14 protein-coding genes are annotated in these 14,835 nt (G+C 69.4%); 12 read left to right on the plus strand and 2 right to left on the minus strand.

Translation table 11 applies throughout. The annotated features are described in order from the left end of the window. Positions 1-175 precede the first annotated feature (175 nt). The 7 genes from KY661_RS17845 to KY661_RS17875 are packed head-to-tail and all read left to right on the plus strand — an operon-like array spanning position 176 to position 8,053. Positions 176-955 (plus strand): ABC transporter permease, encoded by a 780-nt coding sequence (locus tag KY661_RS17845; protein ID WP_225411343.1) that lies wholly within the window; start codon positions 176-178, stop codon positions 953-955. Beyond that, positions 952-2,277, plus strand: a complete 1,326-nt coding sequence (locus KY661_RS17850; protein WP_225411344.1) for an ABC transporter ATP-binding protein — start codon at positions 952-954, stop codon at positions 2,275-2,277. The genes KY661_RS17845 and KY661_RS17850 overlap by 4 nt, the downstream gene beginning before the upstream one ends. Then, positions 2,262-3,119, plus strand: a complete 858-nt coding sequence (locus KY661_RS17855; protein ID WP_225411345.1) for a glycosyltransferase family 2 protein — start codon at positions 2,262-2,264, stop codon at positions 3,117-3,119. Before KY661_RS17850 ends, KY661_RS17855 begins: the two co-directional genes overlap by 16 nt. Continuing rightward, positions 3,113-4,552 (plus strand): glycosyltransferase family A protein, encoded by a 1,440-nt coding sequence (locus KY661_RS17860; protein ID WP_225411346.1) that lies wholly within the window; start codon positions 3,113-3,115, stop codon positions 4,550-4,552. The genes KY661_RS17855 and KY661_RS17860 overlap by 7 nt, the downstream gene beginning before the upstream one ends. Before the next feature lie 17 nt (positions 4,553-4,569). Beyond that, positions 4,570-6,471: an HAD-IIIA family hydrolase gene (locus KY661_RS17865; protein ID WP_225411347.1), complete on the plus strand. Its 1,902-nt coding sequence runs from the start codon at positions 4,570-4,572 to the stop codon at positions 6,469-6,471. After that, entirely contained in the window at positions 6,468-7,448 is a 981-nt protein-coding gene (locus KY661_RS17870; protein WP_225411348.1) for a GHMP family kinase ATP-binding protein, read from the plus strand. Before KY661_RS17865 ends, KY661_RS17870 begins: the two co-directional genes overlap by 4 nt. 20 nt (positions 7,449-7,468) lie before the next feature. Further along, positions 7,469-8,053, plus strand: a complete 585-nt coding sequence (locus KY661_RS17875) for a D-sedoheptulose-7-phosphate isomerase (RefSeq protein WP_225411349.1) — start codon at positions 7,469-7,471, stop codon at positions 8,051-8,053. Positions 8,054-8,056: 3 nt separating this feature from the next. On the opposite strand, the gene KY661_RS17880 is transcribed toward KY661_RS17875, so the two are convergent. Then, positions 8,057-8,512 carry a hypothetical protein gene (locus KY661_RS17880; protein WP_225411350.1) on the minus strand — a complete coding sequence of 152 codons (456 nt, stop codon included), beginning with the start codon at positions 8,510-8,512 and terminating at the stop codon, positions 8,057-8,059. Beyond that, the gene (locus tag KY661_RS17885; RefSeq protein ID WP_225411351.1) at positions 8,499-10,130 is read right to left on the minus strand and encodes a glycosyltransferase; all 1,632 of its coding nucleotides are present in this window, start codon (positions 10,128-10,130) and stop codon (positions 8,499-8,501) included. Before KY661_RS17885 ends, KY661_RS17880 begins: the two co-directional genes overlap by 14 nt. Positions 10,131-10,247: 117 nt before the next feature. Here KY661_RS17885 and rfbB point away from each other — a divergent pair, with 117 nt between their 5' ends. The 5 genes from rfbB (at position 10,248) to KY661_RS17910 (ending at position 14,801) form a co-directional block, all read left to right on the plus strand. Beyond that, positions 10,248-11,267, plus strand: a complete 1,020-nt coding sequence (gene rfbB, locus KY661_RS17890) for a dTDP-glucose 4,6-dehydratase (RefSeq protein WP_225411352.1) — start codon at positions 10,248-10,250, stop codon at positions 11,265-11,267. A gap of 19 nt (positions 11,268-11,286) precedes the next feature. Continuing rightward, a complete protein-coding gene (locus KY661_RS17895) occupies positions 11,287-12,198 on the plus strand; it encodes an SDR family oxidoreductase (protein WP_225411353.1) in 912 nt (303 codons plus the stop codon). After that, positions 12,198-13,079: a glucose-1-phosphate thymidylyltransferase RfbA gene (gene rfbA, locus KY661_RS17900; protein ID WP_075008304.1), complete on the plus strand. Its 882-nt coding sequence runs from the start codon at positions 12,198-12,200 to the stop codon at positions 13,077-13,079. Before KY661_RS17895 ends, rfbA begins: the two co-directional genes overlap by 1 nt. Beyond that, positions 13,076-13,630, plus strand: a complete 555-nt coding sequence (gene rfbC, locus KY661_RS17905) for a dTDP-4-dehydrorhamnose 3,5-epimerase (protein WP_225411354.1) — start codon at positions 13,076-13,078, stop codon at positions 13,628-13,630. The genes rfbA and rfbC overlap by 4 nt, the downstream gene beginning before the upstream one ends. Positions 13,631-13,748: 118 nt before the next feature. Continuing rightward, positions 13,749-14,801 (plus strand): YihY/virulence factor BrkB family protein, encoded by a 1,053-nt coding sequence (locus KY661_RS17910; protein ID WP_225411355.1) that lies wholly within the window; start codon positions 13,749-13,751, stop codon positions 14,799-14,801. Positions 14,802-14,835: the final 34 nt, after the last annotated feature.

Consider the following 14,835-nt stretch of genomic DNA (forward strand, 5'->3'; position numbering starts at 1 on the left):
GCTTTCCCCTAGGGTGCGCGCGCTTTCGGGTGGGCTCTGACCCCCGGAGCGTTGTTCCCTCAGGCTTGGCAGGTTGAGGAGCGGGAAGGGGTTGGAGGCTCGGCGGAGCTTGCCTGTCCTGGTGGCGCTGCGACGCTTATGGCCAGCCGGCCTTCTGGTGTAGGGATACTGCCGCATGTTGCGTAACCTCCGAGAACTCTACCAATACCGGGGCCTGCTGCTCAGCCTGACCCAGCGCGAGCTGAAAGCGCGGTACCGCGGCTCGGTGCTCGGGTTCTTGTGGACGTTCCTCAACCCGATGCTGCAGATGGCCGTCTACACGCTCCTGTTCTCGGTCTACATGCGCCAGAACATCGAGCACTACCCGTACTTCATGTTCGTCGGGCTGCTGCCGTGGATCTGGTTCTCCAGCTCCATCGGCGCGGGGGCCAGCGCCATCAGCGACCGCCGGGACTTGCTCACCAAGGTGCGCTTTCCGGCCCAGGTGCTGCCGGCCGCCGTGGTGGTCACCAACCTGTGCAACTTCATGCTGTCGGTGCCGCTGCTCATCGTCTTCGGGCTCGTCCTGGGGCGGTGGCCCTCCTGGCACCTGCTGTTCTTTCCGGCCGTGGTGCTCATCCAGCTGTGCGTGACGATGGGGCTGGCCTACCTCATCTCCGCCATCAACGTGACGTTCCGGGACCTGCAGCAGATCGTCGTCAACCTGCTGACCATGTGGTTCTTCGTCACGCCCATCTTTTACCAGGCGCAGACGGTGCCGGACCGGTTCCGGGCCCTGGTCATTCTCGCCAACCCCATGGCGGTGATGGTCACGTCCTACCAGGCCATCTTTTACGAGCACCGGATGCCTGACCTGGGGCCGCTGCTGCTGTGGTTGGGGATCGCGCTCGTGCTGCTGGCGGTGGCCTCCAGCATCTTCGAACGGCGGCGTGAGGAGTTCGCGGAGGTCGTTTGAGCCAGACACACAACAGGGATGCCATCGTCATCCGCAATGTCGTCAAGAGCTTCCGCAAGAGCACCGTCCGGCGTGAGTACACGACGATCAAGTCGGAGCTGGTGCGCTGGATGATGGGCCGCAAGGACCGGGGCGAGAAGACCTTCATCGAGGCGCTGCGCGGCATCGATTTGACGATTCCCCGGGGCAAGACGGTGGGCATCCTGGGCCGCAATGGCTCTGGGAAGAGCACCCTGCTCAAGCTCATGACGGGCATCTACTCGCCCACCTCGGGGAGCATCGACATCAACGGGCGGATCTCCGCGCTGTTGGATCTCGGGGCGGGCTTCCACCCGGACTTCTCGGGCCGGGAGAACATCCTCATCAACGGCATCATCCTGGGCATGTCCCGGGCGGAGGTGCGCGCGAGGATGGACGAGATCGTCGCCTTCAGCGAGCTGGGCGACTTCGTCGACGAGCCGGTGCGCACCTACTCCAGCGGCATGTACATGCGGCTGGCCTTCTCGGTGGCTACCCACGTGGACCCCGACATCCTCATCGTCGATGAGATTCTGGCCGTGGGCGACGAGCACTTCGGCAAGAAGAGCATGGCGAAGATGATGGAGTTCAAGAAGGCCGGGAAGACCATCGTCCTCGTCACGCACGATCTGCTGACCATCGAGAAGTGGTGTGACACGGCCGCGTGGCTCGACGCGGGGCGCATCCGCCGCTTTGGCTCTCCGGAAGAAGTCGTCCAGGACTACCGCCGTGCCGTGGCGCTGGCCGAGGAGCAATTCCAGGTGATGGTGCCCGCGGCCATCGCCGCCGATGGCGGGGCCTTGCCCTCGCTGGATGCCCCGGCGGAGCCGGTCTCCAACGCCGCAGCCATGCTGAAGATCTCGGGCGTGCGCCTGACGCGCCGGGATGGCGTGGAGACCTCCCGGGTGGACACGGAGGAGGGGCTCTCGCTCCACCTGGACTTCAAGGCGTTTCAGCCCGTGGAGGACGCGGATTTCGTCGTCGCGCTGCGGCGGACCGATGGGATGCTCGTGTATCAGACGAGCACGGCGGCCGAGGCGCTGCCCTTGCCCCGGCCCCTGGCGAAGCAGGGCTCTCTGGTGCTGCTCATCGAGCGCGTGGGGCTGACGGCCGGCGAGTACCTCTTCGATGTCTCCGTGCGCTCCGCGTCCGGGGAGAGCCATGACATGCACCGCGGCGTCTGCCCCTTCACGGTGACCTCGGCCATCGCGGACGAGGGCATCGCGCGGCCGGCGCACTGCTGGCGCGTGGAGGGCGAGGGGACCGCCAAGCTGGAGCTTCTGCCGAGGTGGGTCGGCTCGTGACGGCGGGCGGGCCACGGCAGGGGGCCCCGCTCTGGGTGGGGGTCGTCCTCTACCAGAACTCGCCACGGGAGCTGGAGCGGCTGTGCGCGGCGCTGCGGTTGAACCGGGAGACGCCCGGGGCGCCGGCGTTCCAGACCGTCTGGTGGGACAACTCCCCCACGGAGGCGCTTCGCGCGGAGCTGGCGCGGCTCGTGCCCGAGGACACCTACCGCTTCGCGGGCGAGAACCTGGGCTTCGGCGCGGCGCACAACCGCCTGATGCGGGAGGCCTTCGCGTCCCCCGCCACGCGCGCCTACGTGTGCCTGAACCCGGACGGGGTGCCGCACCCGCGCTGCCTGGCGGAGCTGGTGGCGGAGGCGGAGCGGCCTGGACGGACGGGGCTCGTCGAGGCGCGCCTGTTCCCGGATGAGCACCCCAAGCCCTACGCGCCCCTGACGCATGAGACGCCCTGGTGCTCGGGGTGCATGGTGCTCCTCACCGCGGCGCTGTACCGGGAGGTGGGCGGCTTCGACGAGCGCTTCTTCATGTACTGCGAGGACGTGGACCTCTCGTGGCGGGCGCGGGCCGCGGGCTTCTCCGTCCGCGTGGCGCCGCGGGCGCTCATCCACCACTACACCGTGGACCGGCCGCTGACCCCGGCCCGCGAGCGCAGTGTCCGCCGCAGCGCCGCGTTGCTCGGGGCCAAGTACGGGGATGAGGCCTTCCTGCAGGCCCGGCTGGCCGAGTACCGCGCCTTGGGCGGCGAGCCGTTCGCGGTGCCCCCCGTGTCCCGCCCGGGGGAGGCCCTGGCGCGGATCGCCGACTTCCGGCACCTCTATGCGTTCGCGGAGTCCCGATGGTGAACACCCTTGGCAAGGCCCTGGAAGACATGAAGGTGGTGGAGCCCCTGCGTGCCTTCGTGCGGGGGCGCGTGACGCCGGAGAGCCGGGTGGCCCTCTTCGGCGGAGAAGGTGGGCTGTCCCGCGAGCTGGCCGCCGTGGGGTGCGCGGTGTGGGCCGGGGGCGCGTCCGAGCTGGAGGCGCTGCAGCGCTTCGCGCCGACGCACGTCGTGCTGACGGGGAGTTCGCTGCAAGAAGGGCTCGAATACTTGGCGAGCGCCATCCTCGCGGTGTTTCCCAAGGTGGAGGTGCTCCTGGGCTTCGCGAATGCCGGGGCCGCCAACGCGCTGCTCGCCACGCTCCTGGAGGGGGCACCAGGACGCACGGGGCCTTCCGAGGTGGGCTTCCGGCGCAGCCTCTCCACCTGTGGCCTGCGCGTGGTGCACCGGGAGGCCCACTCCGTCGGCGCCCACATGGGAACGTTGGCCCCGGGGACTGAGAAGGCCCTCCACCGGCTCCTGAGCGAACTCGAGCCGGGGGCGGGTGATGACATCGTCCTGTACGCCCTCCGGCGGGCCCCCGTGGCGGCGGTCGCCCCCGCGCGGGAGCCGGGCCTGCTGAGCGTGGTGCTCTGGTGTGGGCCCGGCCAGCGTCCCCTGCTCGATGAGGCGGTGTTTTCCCTCACCTGCCAGCGCTACCGGCCGTTCGAGCTGCTCCTGGTGGAGCCCGAGGGCACGGAGGGAGACGCGGCGGTGCAGATCCTGGAGCGCTACCGGCGCATCGAGGACTTCCGCTTCCAGCACGTGCAGGGGCCTCCGGGGGAGCTGATGAACCGGGCGATCCAGCAGGCGCGGGGGCAGTACCTGGCCTTCTTCGAGGCCTCCGGGCTTGTCTACCCCGGCCACTTCGAGCAGCTCGTCCAGGCGCTGCGGGACTCGGAGGCGGCGTGGGCGGTGTCCCGGGCCTTCCGGCGGGTGTCCCGGGCGGTTTCCGGCCAGGAGGACTACACCGAGACGAAGGTTCCGTTTCCCCTGGGAGACCACCTGGAGCTGGACCAGCTGCGCCAGCACCCGTGGCTCCTCCACGCGCTGCTCATCGACCGCAGCCGGATCGCCAACTTCTCCCTGCACGTCCCGGATCCCCAGCCGGGGCAGGCCGCGACGTTGCCGTGGCGGCTCATGGCGCTGTTCGAGCCCGTGTTCCTCAATGGGCTCGCCACGTGTGAGCAGCGCGTGCCGGACGCGGCCCCCGTGGCCTTGGACCCGGAGGTGGGCACGTTGTGGAGCCTGCGGTCCCTCGACGCCCTGGAGCAGATGGTGTCGCGGGCCCGGAGCGCGGGCCAGAGCGCGAAGGACTTGAGGCACCGCGCGCTCGATGCGCTCGACGCACGGCTGCGCGCGGGAGCCCCCTGGCTCCATGGGGCGCTGCGGCGCACCGCCTCCAGGTTGCTGAAGTGAGCGTCCCGGGGGAGGCCATGAAGCAGGTGGTCATCCTGGCCGGAGGGAAGGGGACCCGGCTGGGCGCTCAGCTGGGGGGACTGCCCAAGCCCATGATGGACGTGGGGGGCAAGCCGCTGCTGCAACACCAGCTGGAGCTGGCGCGCCGCTATGGCTTCACCGAGGCGGTGCTCTTCACGGGCTACCGGGCAGAGGCCATCGAGTCCTTCTTCGGGGATGGGGCCTCGCTGGGCATCCGCCTCGTGTACCACCGCGAGTCCCAGCCGCTGGGCACGGCGGGGGCGGTGATGGAGGGCCGGGCGCTGCTCGCCGAGCGTTTCCTGGTCATGTACGGCGACACCCTGCTGGATGTGGACCTGGACCGGTTCTGGGCCGCGCACGCCGCCGCCGGGGCGGACGTCACGCTCTTTCTGCACCCGAATGATCATCCGGCGGACTCGGATGTCGTGGAAGTGGACGCGGCGGGCCGGGTGCTCGCCTTCCATGGCTATCCCCACCCACCGGACACGTGGTTGCCCAACCGGGTCAACGCGGCGCTCTACGTCGTCGAGAAGCGCGCGCTGCCAGAGTGTACAAAACCGCCCCGCGTCATCGACTTCGCCAAGCACCTGTTTCCCGAGCTGCACCGCCAGGGCCGGTTCTTCCTGGGCTACGAGAGCCCCGAGTACATCAAGGACCTGGGCACCCCGGAGCGGTACGCCCGGGGGCTGGCGGATTGGCGCGCGGGAAAGCCCGCCCAGCGCTCGCTGAGCGTTCCCCAACCGGCGGTGTTCCTGGACCGCGACGGAACGCTCCTCCGGGAGGATGGCTACATCCGGACCCCCGGACAGCTCCACCTGCTGGACGGGGTGGGCGCGGCCCTGCGGCGGCTCAATCAGTCCCTGTACCGCACGGTGCTGGTGACCAACCAGCCGGTCATCGCCCGGGGGGAGGCCACCGAGGCCACGCTCCAGCAGATCCACAACAAGCTGGAGACGCTGCTGGGCCGGGAGGGCGCCTACCTCGACCGCCTCTACTGGTGCCCCCACCATCCGGATGCGGGGTTCCCGGGCGAGCGGCGCGAGCTGAAGATTCGCTGTGCTTGCCGCAAGCCCGCCCCGGGGATGCTGGAGCGGGCGGCGAAGGACCTGTCCCTCGCGCTGCCCCGCTCGTGGCTCATTGGCGACAGCACGGTGGATGTGCGCACGGCCCATGCGGCGGGCGTTCGCTCCATCCTGATGCGTACCGGCGAGGCGGGGCGCGATGGGCGGTTTCCGGACCGGCCAGACTTCATCTTCCACGCGCTCGGGGATGCGGTGGACTACATCCTCCAGGGGCACGAGGTGCACCGGCGCCGCCTGGAGGCCGTGGCCGGGCGCATCCTCCCCGGACAGCTCGTGGGCCTTGCCGGGCTGGCCCACTCGGGCAAGAGCAGCTCCGCGTCGGTCTTGCGCGAGCTCCTCCGCGAGCGGGGGCTCCAGGCCTGCATCGTCCCGCTGGATGCGTGGATCCGCTCCGAGGCGGAGCGTGGTGGACCCGGGCCGCACCACAGCTACGACTATCCGGCCATCGAGGCGGCCCTCGCGCCGCTCGCCTCCCGCACCGGAAGCCACACCGTGCGGATGCCACGGTACGAGCGCTCCACGCGCACCTCGCACCCGGATGGGGAGGTGCTGGCCGTGCAGCCCGGAGAGATCGTCCTGGTGGAGGGCGTGGTGGCGCTGGACGTGCCCGGCCTGGAGCGGGTGCTGGGCCTCAAGCTGTTCGTCACCTGTGACGAGGCGGTGCGCCGGGAGCGCTTCCTTCGGGACTACCGGTGGCGCGGGACGGCGTCCGAGGAGGGGGCCCTGGCCCGCTACGCCGAGCGGGAGGTGCACGAGAACCCACGCATCCGGGCCACGCGAGAGCGGGCGCACGTCATCGTGGAGACAGGGCCATGATCATCAGCCGGACGCCGCTGCGGATGAGCTTCGTGGGCGGGGGCAGCGACCTGCCCTCGTTCTACCGCGAGCATGGAGGGGCGGTCGTCTCCACCACCATCGACCAGTACATCTACGTCACCATCCACAAGAAGTTCGATGACGCCATCCGCGTCAGCCACGCGAGGACGGAAGAGGCCGCCAGCGTCGAGGCGATCACGCACCCCCTGGTCCGTGAGGCCCTGCGGCTGCTGAAGATTCCGGGGGGCCTGGAGCTCACCTCCATCTCCGACGTTCCCTCCCAGGGCACGGGGCTGGGCTCCTCCAGCTCCTTCGCGGTGGGCTTGCTCCAGTCGCTCCATGCGTACCAGGGCCAGGCGGTGAATGCCGAGACGCTGGCCCGCGAGGCCTGCGCGCTGGAACTCGACATCCTCCAGGAGCCCATCGGCAAGCAGGACCAGTACGCGGCCGCCCACGGGGGACTGAACTTCATCCAGTTCCACGCGGACGGCTCCGTGTCCGTCCAGCCGGTCGAGTGTGCTCCGGAGACGGTGCGGACCTTTCAGCGCCGCACCCTCTGCTTCTACACGGGCCTCACCCGCAGGGCTTCCACCATCCTCCAGGCGCAGCAGGAGGCGGTTCGCGGCAACCGGGACAAGCAGGACGTGCTGCGTCACATGGTGCGTCTCGCCCACGAGTTCAAGCGGGCGCTCGAACAGGGTGACCTGGAGGCCGTGGGAGAGCTGCTCCACACCAACTGGGTGCTGAAGAAGAGCCTGGTGGACGCGGTGAGCACGCCCGCCATCGACGCGTGGTACGAGAAGGCCCGTCACGCCGGGGCTCTGGGCGGCAAGCTCCTGGGTGCAGGCTCGGCGGGGTTCCTGCTGTTCTATGCGCCCGAGGAGGCTCACCCCGCCATCGCCCAGGCCCTGGGAGATTTGCGGCGCATGGACTTCCATTTCGAGCCCCGCGGTAGTTCCATCATCTTCGCGCAGTAGGAACCCTGGCGGAGGAGCCCATGTCGTACAGCAAGGCGTATTACAGCCGGATGGTGAAGGCCATCCTCGCGCTCGATTACGCCCAGGTGGACTTCTGCACGGGGCTCATCGAGGCCGCCTGGAAAGCGGACAAGCAGATCTTCACGATGGGCAATGGCGGCAGCGGCTCCACCGCCTCCCACTTCGTGTGCGACTGGAACAAGGGCGTCTCCTACACGCGAGAGCATCGCATCCGGGCCATCTGCCTCAACGACAACGTGCCCACGTTGATGGCCTACGCCAACGACGTGTCCTACGCGGCCATCTTCGAGGAGCCGCTGAAGAACTTCATGCGGCCGGGCGACCTGGTGATTGGCATCTCCAGCAGCGGCAACTCGCCCAACGTGCTCAACGCCATCCGGTGGGCCAACGAGAACGGCGGCATCACCCTGGGTCTGGTGGGGTACGACGGGGGCCAGCTGAAGCCGCTCGCGCAGAACGTGCTGCACGTGGCCGTGAATGACGTGCAGCTCGTGGAGGATCTTCACCTGTCCTTCGGCCACGTCACCATGCAGCGGCTCAGCGGCATGCCGGCCGAGTGCTACGTGGAGCCGGGCGAACGGTGAGGCTCAGCGCTCGCGGTCCGGGGGCCGGGCCTGCTCGAGCCGCTCCAGCCGCTCGGTGATGTCCTTGCGCCAGGCGGCCTGGGCACGCGCGTTCTCGCGCTGCTCGTCATAAATGAGGGCCAGCGAGTCGAGGAGGGCCTCGTTGAACTCCACCTGGCGGCGCATCACTTCGTTGATGAACGGCTGGAAAAGCCGCCGGAAGGAGCGCTTGGCGAAGACGAGCACGGGCCCCACCACGGGCCGGTGGGACGTGGCGGGATCCGCGTAGCGGGTGTCCTGCTTCTCGCGGGGCGCCTGGAGCACCTGGGGCCAGGCGGTGTCCTGCGGCGGCCGCTCCGAGGCTTCGAGCTGGTGGCGCAGGCATTCCTGTTCCTGGGCGGGCGGCACGGGAAGGCGCGCCACTTCGTCCGCCAGCTCCTGGGCCAGGGTGGGCTCCATCAGCAGTTCATCCACGCGCATGGTCTCTCCGGAAGGTGGCCAGCGCCTCGCGCAGCAAGGCCACCAGGGTGTCGGGGGTGGCCGCATCCAGCGTCAGCAGCCGGTGGGCCAGCGGTCTGCCCTGGGCAAACGCGCCGGGTGCGCCCGCGGCCTCCCGGATGCCCCAGGCGCGGGAGGCAACGTAGGGCAGGGCCGCCCGGGCCACCTCCGTATCCGCGCCCAGGAAGACGACGGGGGCCGGAGAGCGCCGAAGCGCCATCTCCAGGGAGGACGAGCCCGGCAGGGGCTCCGCCGCATCGGCGGGAAGGGGTTGATCCGGCATGAACCGCCACACGTTCCCATCCGCCTTCAGCTCGGAGGGGCCGGAGGCCGGGGTGGGGTGCAGCGTGCACAGGCGTGCGCCCGGGAGGCTCGCGGCGAGCTGTTGGCCCAGCAGGGACAGCGGGGCTTGGGGCCACCGGGACAGGGTGGGGCAGACAATCTCCACGGACGCCGGGGACGGGGCGGGGGAGGGCCGCTTGCTCCCCTCCAGAAACGGCCGGAGCCCTTCGCGGACCTGCGCGGCGACCGTCTCCTGGGAGAGGGCCCGCAGCCGCTCCTGCTGCCCCGCGATGAGCCGCTGGCGCAAGTCCTGCCGGCGCTCCAGCACGGCGAGCACCTGGGCGATGGCCTCGGGTTGGTCGGTGAGCGTGGTGATGCCCGTGCCGCCCAGCGTCTCGGGGATGGCCGCGGCGCCATAGGCGACAACGGGCACGTGGCGGTACATGGCCTCGAGCAGTGGCACCCCGAACCCCTCGTGCCGGCTCAGGGAGAGGTACGCCGTGGCCGCCGCATAGCAGGCCGAGAGCTGGGCGGCGCTCACCCGGCCGAGCAGCCGCACCCGCCCGGCACCGAGCAGCTCCTTCACGCCCAGGAGCGCGGCCCCATAGGGCGTCTCGCGGTTGAGGTAGCCGGCGAGGATCAACCGGCTGTGAGGTTGATAGAGCCGCTGGTAGGCCGTGAAGGCACGCAGCACGCCGTCGATCCGCTTGCTCGGCACGGCGCGGCCCACGAAGAGGATGTTGACGCAGCCATCCTCCAGCAGCTCGGCCTTCAGCGCCTCGTCCGGGGTCACGTCGAAGGCCCGCCAGTCCACCGCGAAGGGCAGCACGGACACGGCGGGGTACTCCGCCGCCTGGAGCTCCTCGGCGCTGAAGTGGGAGTACGCGTAGGCCCGCTCCATCATCGGCTGGAGCGCCAGCAGCTCGTCCCGGGCTGCCGTGCAGGCAAGCGCCAGCTTCCGGTCGAAGCCCTCGAAGAGCCGGGCCGGGGTGATGTTGTGGTACACGAGCGCCTTGCGGCCTGGGGTCCGCCGCAGCAGGGGCACCAGCCGGGACTCGAAGCTGTGGTGGACCAGCATCATGTCCCCGGCGCGCATCTCCCGGGGCAGCCGCGCGGCCGGGCGGGCCTGCTGTTCACAGGACGCGTCCCACTGGTCCGCGAAGATCTCCGACGGGTGGCCCCAGTCCCGGAGCAGGGCCTGGAGGTACCGCACCTGGTTGCCCACCGCGTCGCCCCAGGCCAGCCGGGGCACGAGCTGGTGGACCGCGGGCAGTTGCGCGCCCCCGGCGGGACGGTGGCTCAAGAGGCCGAACACCATGAGCCCCCCTTAGCGCCCGTCCCCGGGGATGTACAAGCCCTCCTCAGGTGCGTCTTGACGCAGGGGAGTTCACTCCGATACGCAGGGTGCCTCGCTTTCGTGGAGTCCCGCGCGTTCATGAATGTTCTCGTTACAGGTGGTTGCGGATTCATCGGCTCCAACCTCGTCAAATATCTGCGGAAGCACCGGCCCGGCTGGAAGGTCGTCAACCTCGACAAGCTCACGTACGCGGGCAACCTCGAGAACCTGGCCGAGCTGGAGGGGGACCCCCAGCACGTCTTCGTCCGCGGGGACATCGGGAGCCAGGATCTCATCGAGCACCTGCTCGTCCAGCACTCCATCGACGCGGTGATGCACCTGGCCGCCGAGAGCCACGTGGACCGCTCCATCCTGGGGCCCGAGGTGTTCGTCACCACCAACGTGCTGGGCACCCAGCGGTTGCTGGAGGCCTGCCGCTCGCGCGGCATCAAGCGCTTCCTCATGGTGTCCACGGATGAGGTGTACGGCTCGCTGGGCCCCACGGGCGCCTTCACCGAGCAGTCGCCGCTCCAGCCCTCCAGCCCGTACTCCTCCTCCAAGACGAGCTCGGATCTCATCTCCCTGGCCTACCACCACACCTTCGGCATGGACGTGGTGGTGACGCGCTGCTCGAACAACTACGGGCGCTACCAGTTCCCCGAGAAGCTCATCCCCCTGATGGTGGTCAACGCGCTGCACGACAAGCCGCTGCCCGTGTACGGCGACGGTGGCAACGTGCGCGACTGGCTCCACGTGGAGGACCACTGCTCGGCGCTCCTGCGCGCGCTGGAGAAGGGCAAGGCCGGCGAGGTCTACAACATCGGCGGCGGGGCCGAGCGCAAGAACATCGACATCGTCAAGGCGGTGCTGGGCCTGGTGGGCAAGCCCGAGTCGCTCATCAAGTTCGTGAAGGACCGGCCCGGCCATGACCGCCGCTACGCCATTGATCCGTCGAAGATCAAGGCGGAGCTGGGGTGGACGCCCTCGCAGACCTTCGAGCAGGGGCTGGCCGAGACCGTGAAGTGGTACGTGGATCACCCCTCCTGGTGGGAGCGGGTGATGAGCGGCACCTACCGCCAGTACTTCGAGACCCAGTACCGCGCCCGCCTCAAGGGCTAGGCCTTCCGGAGCCGTCACCATGCGCTTTGTCGTCACGGGTTCCAACGGGCTGGTCGGCAGCCGCGTCTGCGCCCAGCTGGAGCAGCGGGGCCACGAGGTGGTGGGGATCGGCCGGGGCGCGCGGCGCACGGGCGGGGCCCACCGCTACATCCCGGTGGACCTCACCCTGGAGGCGGACGTCCTCACCGCCCTCGACACCGCGGCGCCCGACGCCGTCATCCACCCTGCCTCCATGACGGAGGTGGACGCGTGCGAGCGGGCGCCGGACCAGGCCTACGCCGCGAACGTCACCGCCGCCATGGCCGTGGCCAAGGGCGCGCGCAAGGTGGGCGCCCACCTGGTGCACGTCTCCACGGACTACGTCTTCGACGGCAACGCGGGGCCCTACGATGAGGAGGCCCGCCCCAACCCGCGCGGCGTCTACGCCCTCACGAAGCACATGGGGGAGCAGGCCGCGCAGTCCTTCGTGCCCGGGTGCGCCATTGCCCGCACGGCAGTGGTGTACGGCTGGCCGCCCGCGGGCCGCCCCAACTTCGGCGCCTGGCTGGTGGGCGCGCTGGAGAAGGGGCAGACCGTCAAGCTCTTCGAGGATCAGTTCGTCGCGCCGAGCCTCGCCGACAGCGTGGCGGCGATGCTGGTGGAGCTGGGCGAGCGCAAGCTGGGCGGCATCTGGAACACGTGCGGTGGCGAGGTGGTGAACCGCGTCTCTTTTGGCCGTGCGCTGTGCGAGGTGTTCGGGTTCGACCCGGGCCTGCTCGTGCCCTCGCGCATGGCGGATTTGAAGTTGGCCAGCCCCCGCCCGCTGCACAGCGGGCTGAAGGCGGACAAGGCGAGGGCCCAGCTCCAGGCGAAGCCCCTCGCGCTCAACGAGTCACTGCAGCGGTTTCATGCGGCGTGGAAGGCCGGAACCACGCCTGTCCGAGGTGCATGATGAAAGGGATTGTTCTCGCCGGCGGTTCAGGCACGCGCCTGTACCCGCTGACGCGCGTCGTCAGCAAACAGCTTCTGCCCGTCTACGACAAGCCGATGATCTACTACCCGGTCACCACGCTGATGCTGGCGGGGATCCGGGAGATTCTCATCATCTCCACGCCCACGGACCTGCCGCGCTTTCGCGAGCTGTTGGGTACCGGCGAGCAGTGGGGCGTGCGCTTCGAGTACGCCGAGCAGCCCCGGCCCGACGGCCTGGCGCAGGCGTTCGTGATTGGCCGGCAGTTCGTGGGCAATGAGCCCGTGTGCCTCATCCTGGGCGACAACATCTTCTACGGCCACGGCTTCACCGACATGCTGCAGCGGGCCGGCAAGCAGCGCCAGGGCGCCACGGTGTTCGGCTACTACGTGAAGGATCCGGAGCGCTACGGCGTGGTGGAGCTGGACGCGAACAACCGCGCGGTGAGCCTCGAGGAGAAGCCCACCCAGCCCAAGTCCAACTACGCCGTCACGGGCCTGTACTTCTACGACAACCAGGTGCTGGACGTGGCCGCGCAGCTCAAGCCCTCCAAGCGCGGCGAGTACGAAATCACCGACGTGAACGCCGAGTACCTGCGCCGGGGCCAGCTCCAGGTGGAGCTGATGGGCCGCGGCTACGCGTGGCTGGACACCGGCACCCACGAGTCGCTGATGCAGGCCTCCAACTACATCGAGATCATCGAGCGCCGGCAGGGGCTCAAGGTGGCGTGCCCCGAGGAGATCTCCTACCGCATGGGCTACATCACCGCCGCGCAGGTGGCCGCGCTGGCCGAGCCCATGCGCAAGAACGAGTACGGGCAGTACCTGCTGGCGCTCCTGGAGAACAAGGGGGCGGTGTCGTGAAGGTGACGGAGACGGCCATTCCCGGGGTGCTCCTCATCGAGCCCAAGGTGTTCGGAGACGACCGGGGCTTCTTCCTGGAGACGTTCCACGCCCAGCGCTACGCGGACGCGGGCATTCCCGGGCCGTTCGTGCAGGACAACTACTCGCGCTCGGCCAAGGGCACGCTCCGGGGGCTTCACTTCCAGGAGCCCCAGCCCCAGGGCAAGCTCGTCCAGGTGGTGGCCGGCGCGGTGTTCGACGTGGCGGTGGACATCCGCCGGGGCTCGCCCACCTTCGGCAAGTGGGTGGGGGTGGAGCTGTCCGCGGAGAACCGGCGCCAGCTCTGGGTGCCGCCGGGCTTCGCCCATGGCTTCTGCGTCACCTCGGAGTCCGCGGACTTCCAGTACAAGTGCACCGCGCTCTACGCCCCCCAGAACGAGCGCTCCATCCTGTGGAATGATCCGGACCTGGGCATCACCTGGCCGCTCTCCGGCGAGCCGAAGCTGTCCGCGAAGGATGCCGCGGCGACGCGCCTGAAGGACGCGCCGCTGCTGCCCACCTACGGGAAGTAAGGCAGGGGCTCTCCTGCTTGCCTGCTCAGCGTGCATCCTGAAGCACGCTGGAATGGGGCCGCCGCCAGCCCTCCTCACCGTGCGCATTGTTCCCTGCGAACACGGTCGAGGAGGCGGAATGGTTCTTCCAGGCAAGGGCATGAGCTGGAAAGAGTTCTTCAAGGCGCTGAAGGACGAGTACACGCGGGACAAGGTGGGGGACGTGGCCGGTTCGCTGACGTTCTCGGCGATCCTGGCGATCTTCCCGTTCCTGCTGTTCCTGGTCTCCTTGGCCAGCGTCATCATCGACCCGGCTCAGGCCGAAGCGCTGATCCAGGAGCTGTCCCGGGTGGCCCCCAAGGAGGTGGTGTCCATCCTCGGGGACCGGCTCCACGCGTTGGCGTCCAGCAACAACGTGGGCTTGCTGACACTGGGCGGCGTGGGCGCCGTCTGGGCGGCCTCGGGCGGCATGGTGGCGCTGATGACGGCGCTCAACACGGCCTATGGCGTGGAGGAGTCGCGTCCCTTCTGGAAGGTTCGCGGCGTGGCGCTGCTGGTGACGCTGGTGACGGCGGCCATCTCCATCCTCGCGGCGGTGGCGGCGGTGGTGACGCCTGCCCTGGCCGATAAGGTTGGCGGTCCGTTCCCGACGCTCGTCACCTGGCTGCGCCTGCCCGTCGCGGGGGTGCTGATGATGTTCGTCTGGGCGTTGCTCTACTTCGCCCTGCCGGACGTCAAGCAGCGCTTTCGCTTCATCACCCCGGGCTCGGTGGCCGGTGTCGTCATCTGGCTGCTCGCCTCGTGGGGCTTCTCCCAGTACGTGGCGAACTTCGGCAGCTACGATGCGAACTACGGAGCCATCGGCGGTGTCATCGTGCTGCTGATGTGGATGTGGATCTCCTCGCAGGTCATCCTGATTGGCGCGGAGATCAACGCCATCCTCGAGCACCGCTCCCCCGAGGGGAAGGCGCCGGGCGAGAAGGAACTGGACCAGGGCGGGCCCCTGGTGACCAAGACCGAGGCGGAGCAGAAGGGGGCCAAGCTGCCCGGCTCCACGGAGTTCCGTCCCTCGCCGCCGGTGCCGCCGGCGCCGATGCCCCTCAAGGACACCCCCCTGGTGTCCGCGGTCAAGTGGGCGGCGGGGCTGGGGCTGGGCATCTTCCTGCTGCGCCGGGGATCCCGCTCCACCTGAAAAAAAGCAGGGCCTTAAACCCTCCAGGGGGCTG

The organism is Allostigmatella hybrida (genome assembly GCF_020103775.1).
GTDB classification, from domain to species: Bacteria; Myxococcota; Myxococcia; order Myxococcales; family Myxococcaceae; genus Hyalangium; species Hyalangium aurantiaca.

Bases quoted from the DNA above. Each gene is read 5' to 3' on its own strand.
- KY661_RS17845 (WP_225411343.1), top strand. From the start codon at position 176: ATGTTGCGTAACCTCCGAGAACTCTACCAATACCGGGGCCTGCTGCTC.
- KY661_RS17860 (WP_225411346.1), top strand. From the start codon at position 3,113: ATGGTGAACACCCTTGGCAAGGCCCTGGAAGACATGAAGGTGGTGGAG.
- KY661_RS17865 (WP_225411347.1), top strand. From the start codon at position 4,570: ATGAAGCAGGTGGTCATCCTGGCCGGAGGGAAGGGGACCCGGCTGGGC.
- KY661_RS17870 (WP_225411348.1), top strand. From the start codon at position 6,468: ATGATCATCAGCCGGACGCCGCTGCGGATGAGCTTCGTGGGCGGGGGC.
- KY661_RS17875 (WP_225411349.1), top strand. From the start codon at position 7,469: ATGTCGTACAGCAAGGCGTATTACAGCCGGATGGTGAAGGCCATCCTC.
- KY661_RS17880 (WP_225411350.1), bottom strand. From the start codon at position 8,512: ATGCGCGTGGATGAACTGCTGATGGAGCCCACCCTGGCCCAGGAGCTG.
- KY661_RS17885 (WP_225411351.1), bottom strand. From the start codon at position 10,130: ATGGTGTTCGGCCTCTTGAGCCACCGTCCCGCCGGGGGCGCGCAACTG.
- rfbB (WP_225411352.1), top strand. From the start codon at position 10,248: ATGAATGTTCTCGTTACAGGTGGTTGCGGATTCATCGGCTCCAACCTC.
- KY661_RS17895 (WP_225411353.1), top strand. From the start codon at position 11,287: ATGCGCTTTGTCGTCACGGGTTCCAACGGGCTGGTCGGCAGCCGCGTC.
- rfbA (WP_075008304.1), top strand. From the start codon at position 12,198: ATGAAAGGGATTGTTCTCGCCGGCGGTTCAGGCACGCGCCTGTACCCG.
- KY661_RS17910 (WP_225411355.1), top strand. From the start codon at position 13,749: ATGGTTCTTCCAGGCAAGGGCATGAGCTGGAAAGAGTTCTTCAAGGCG.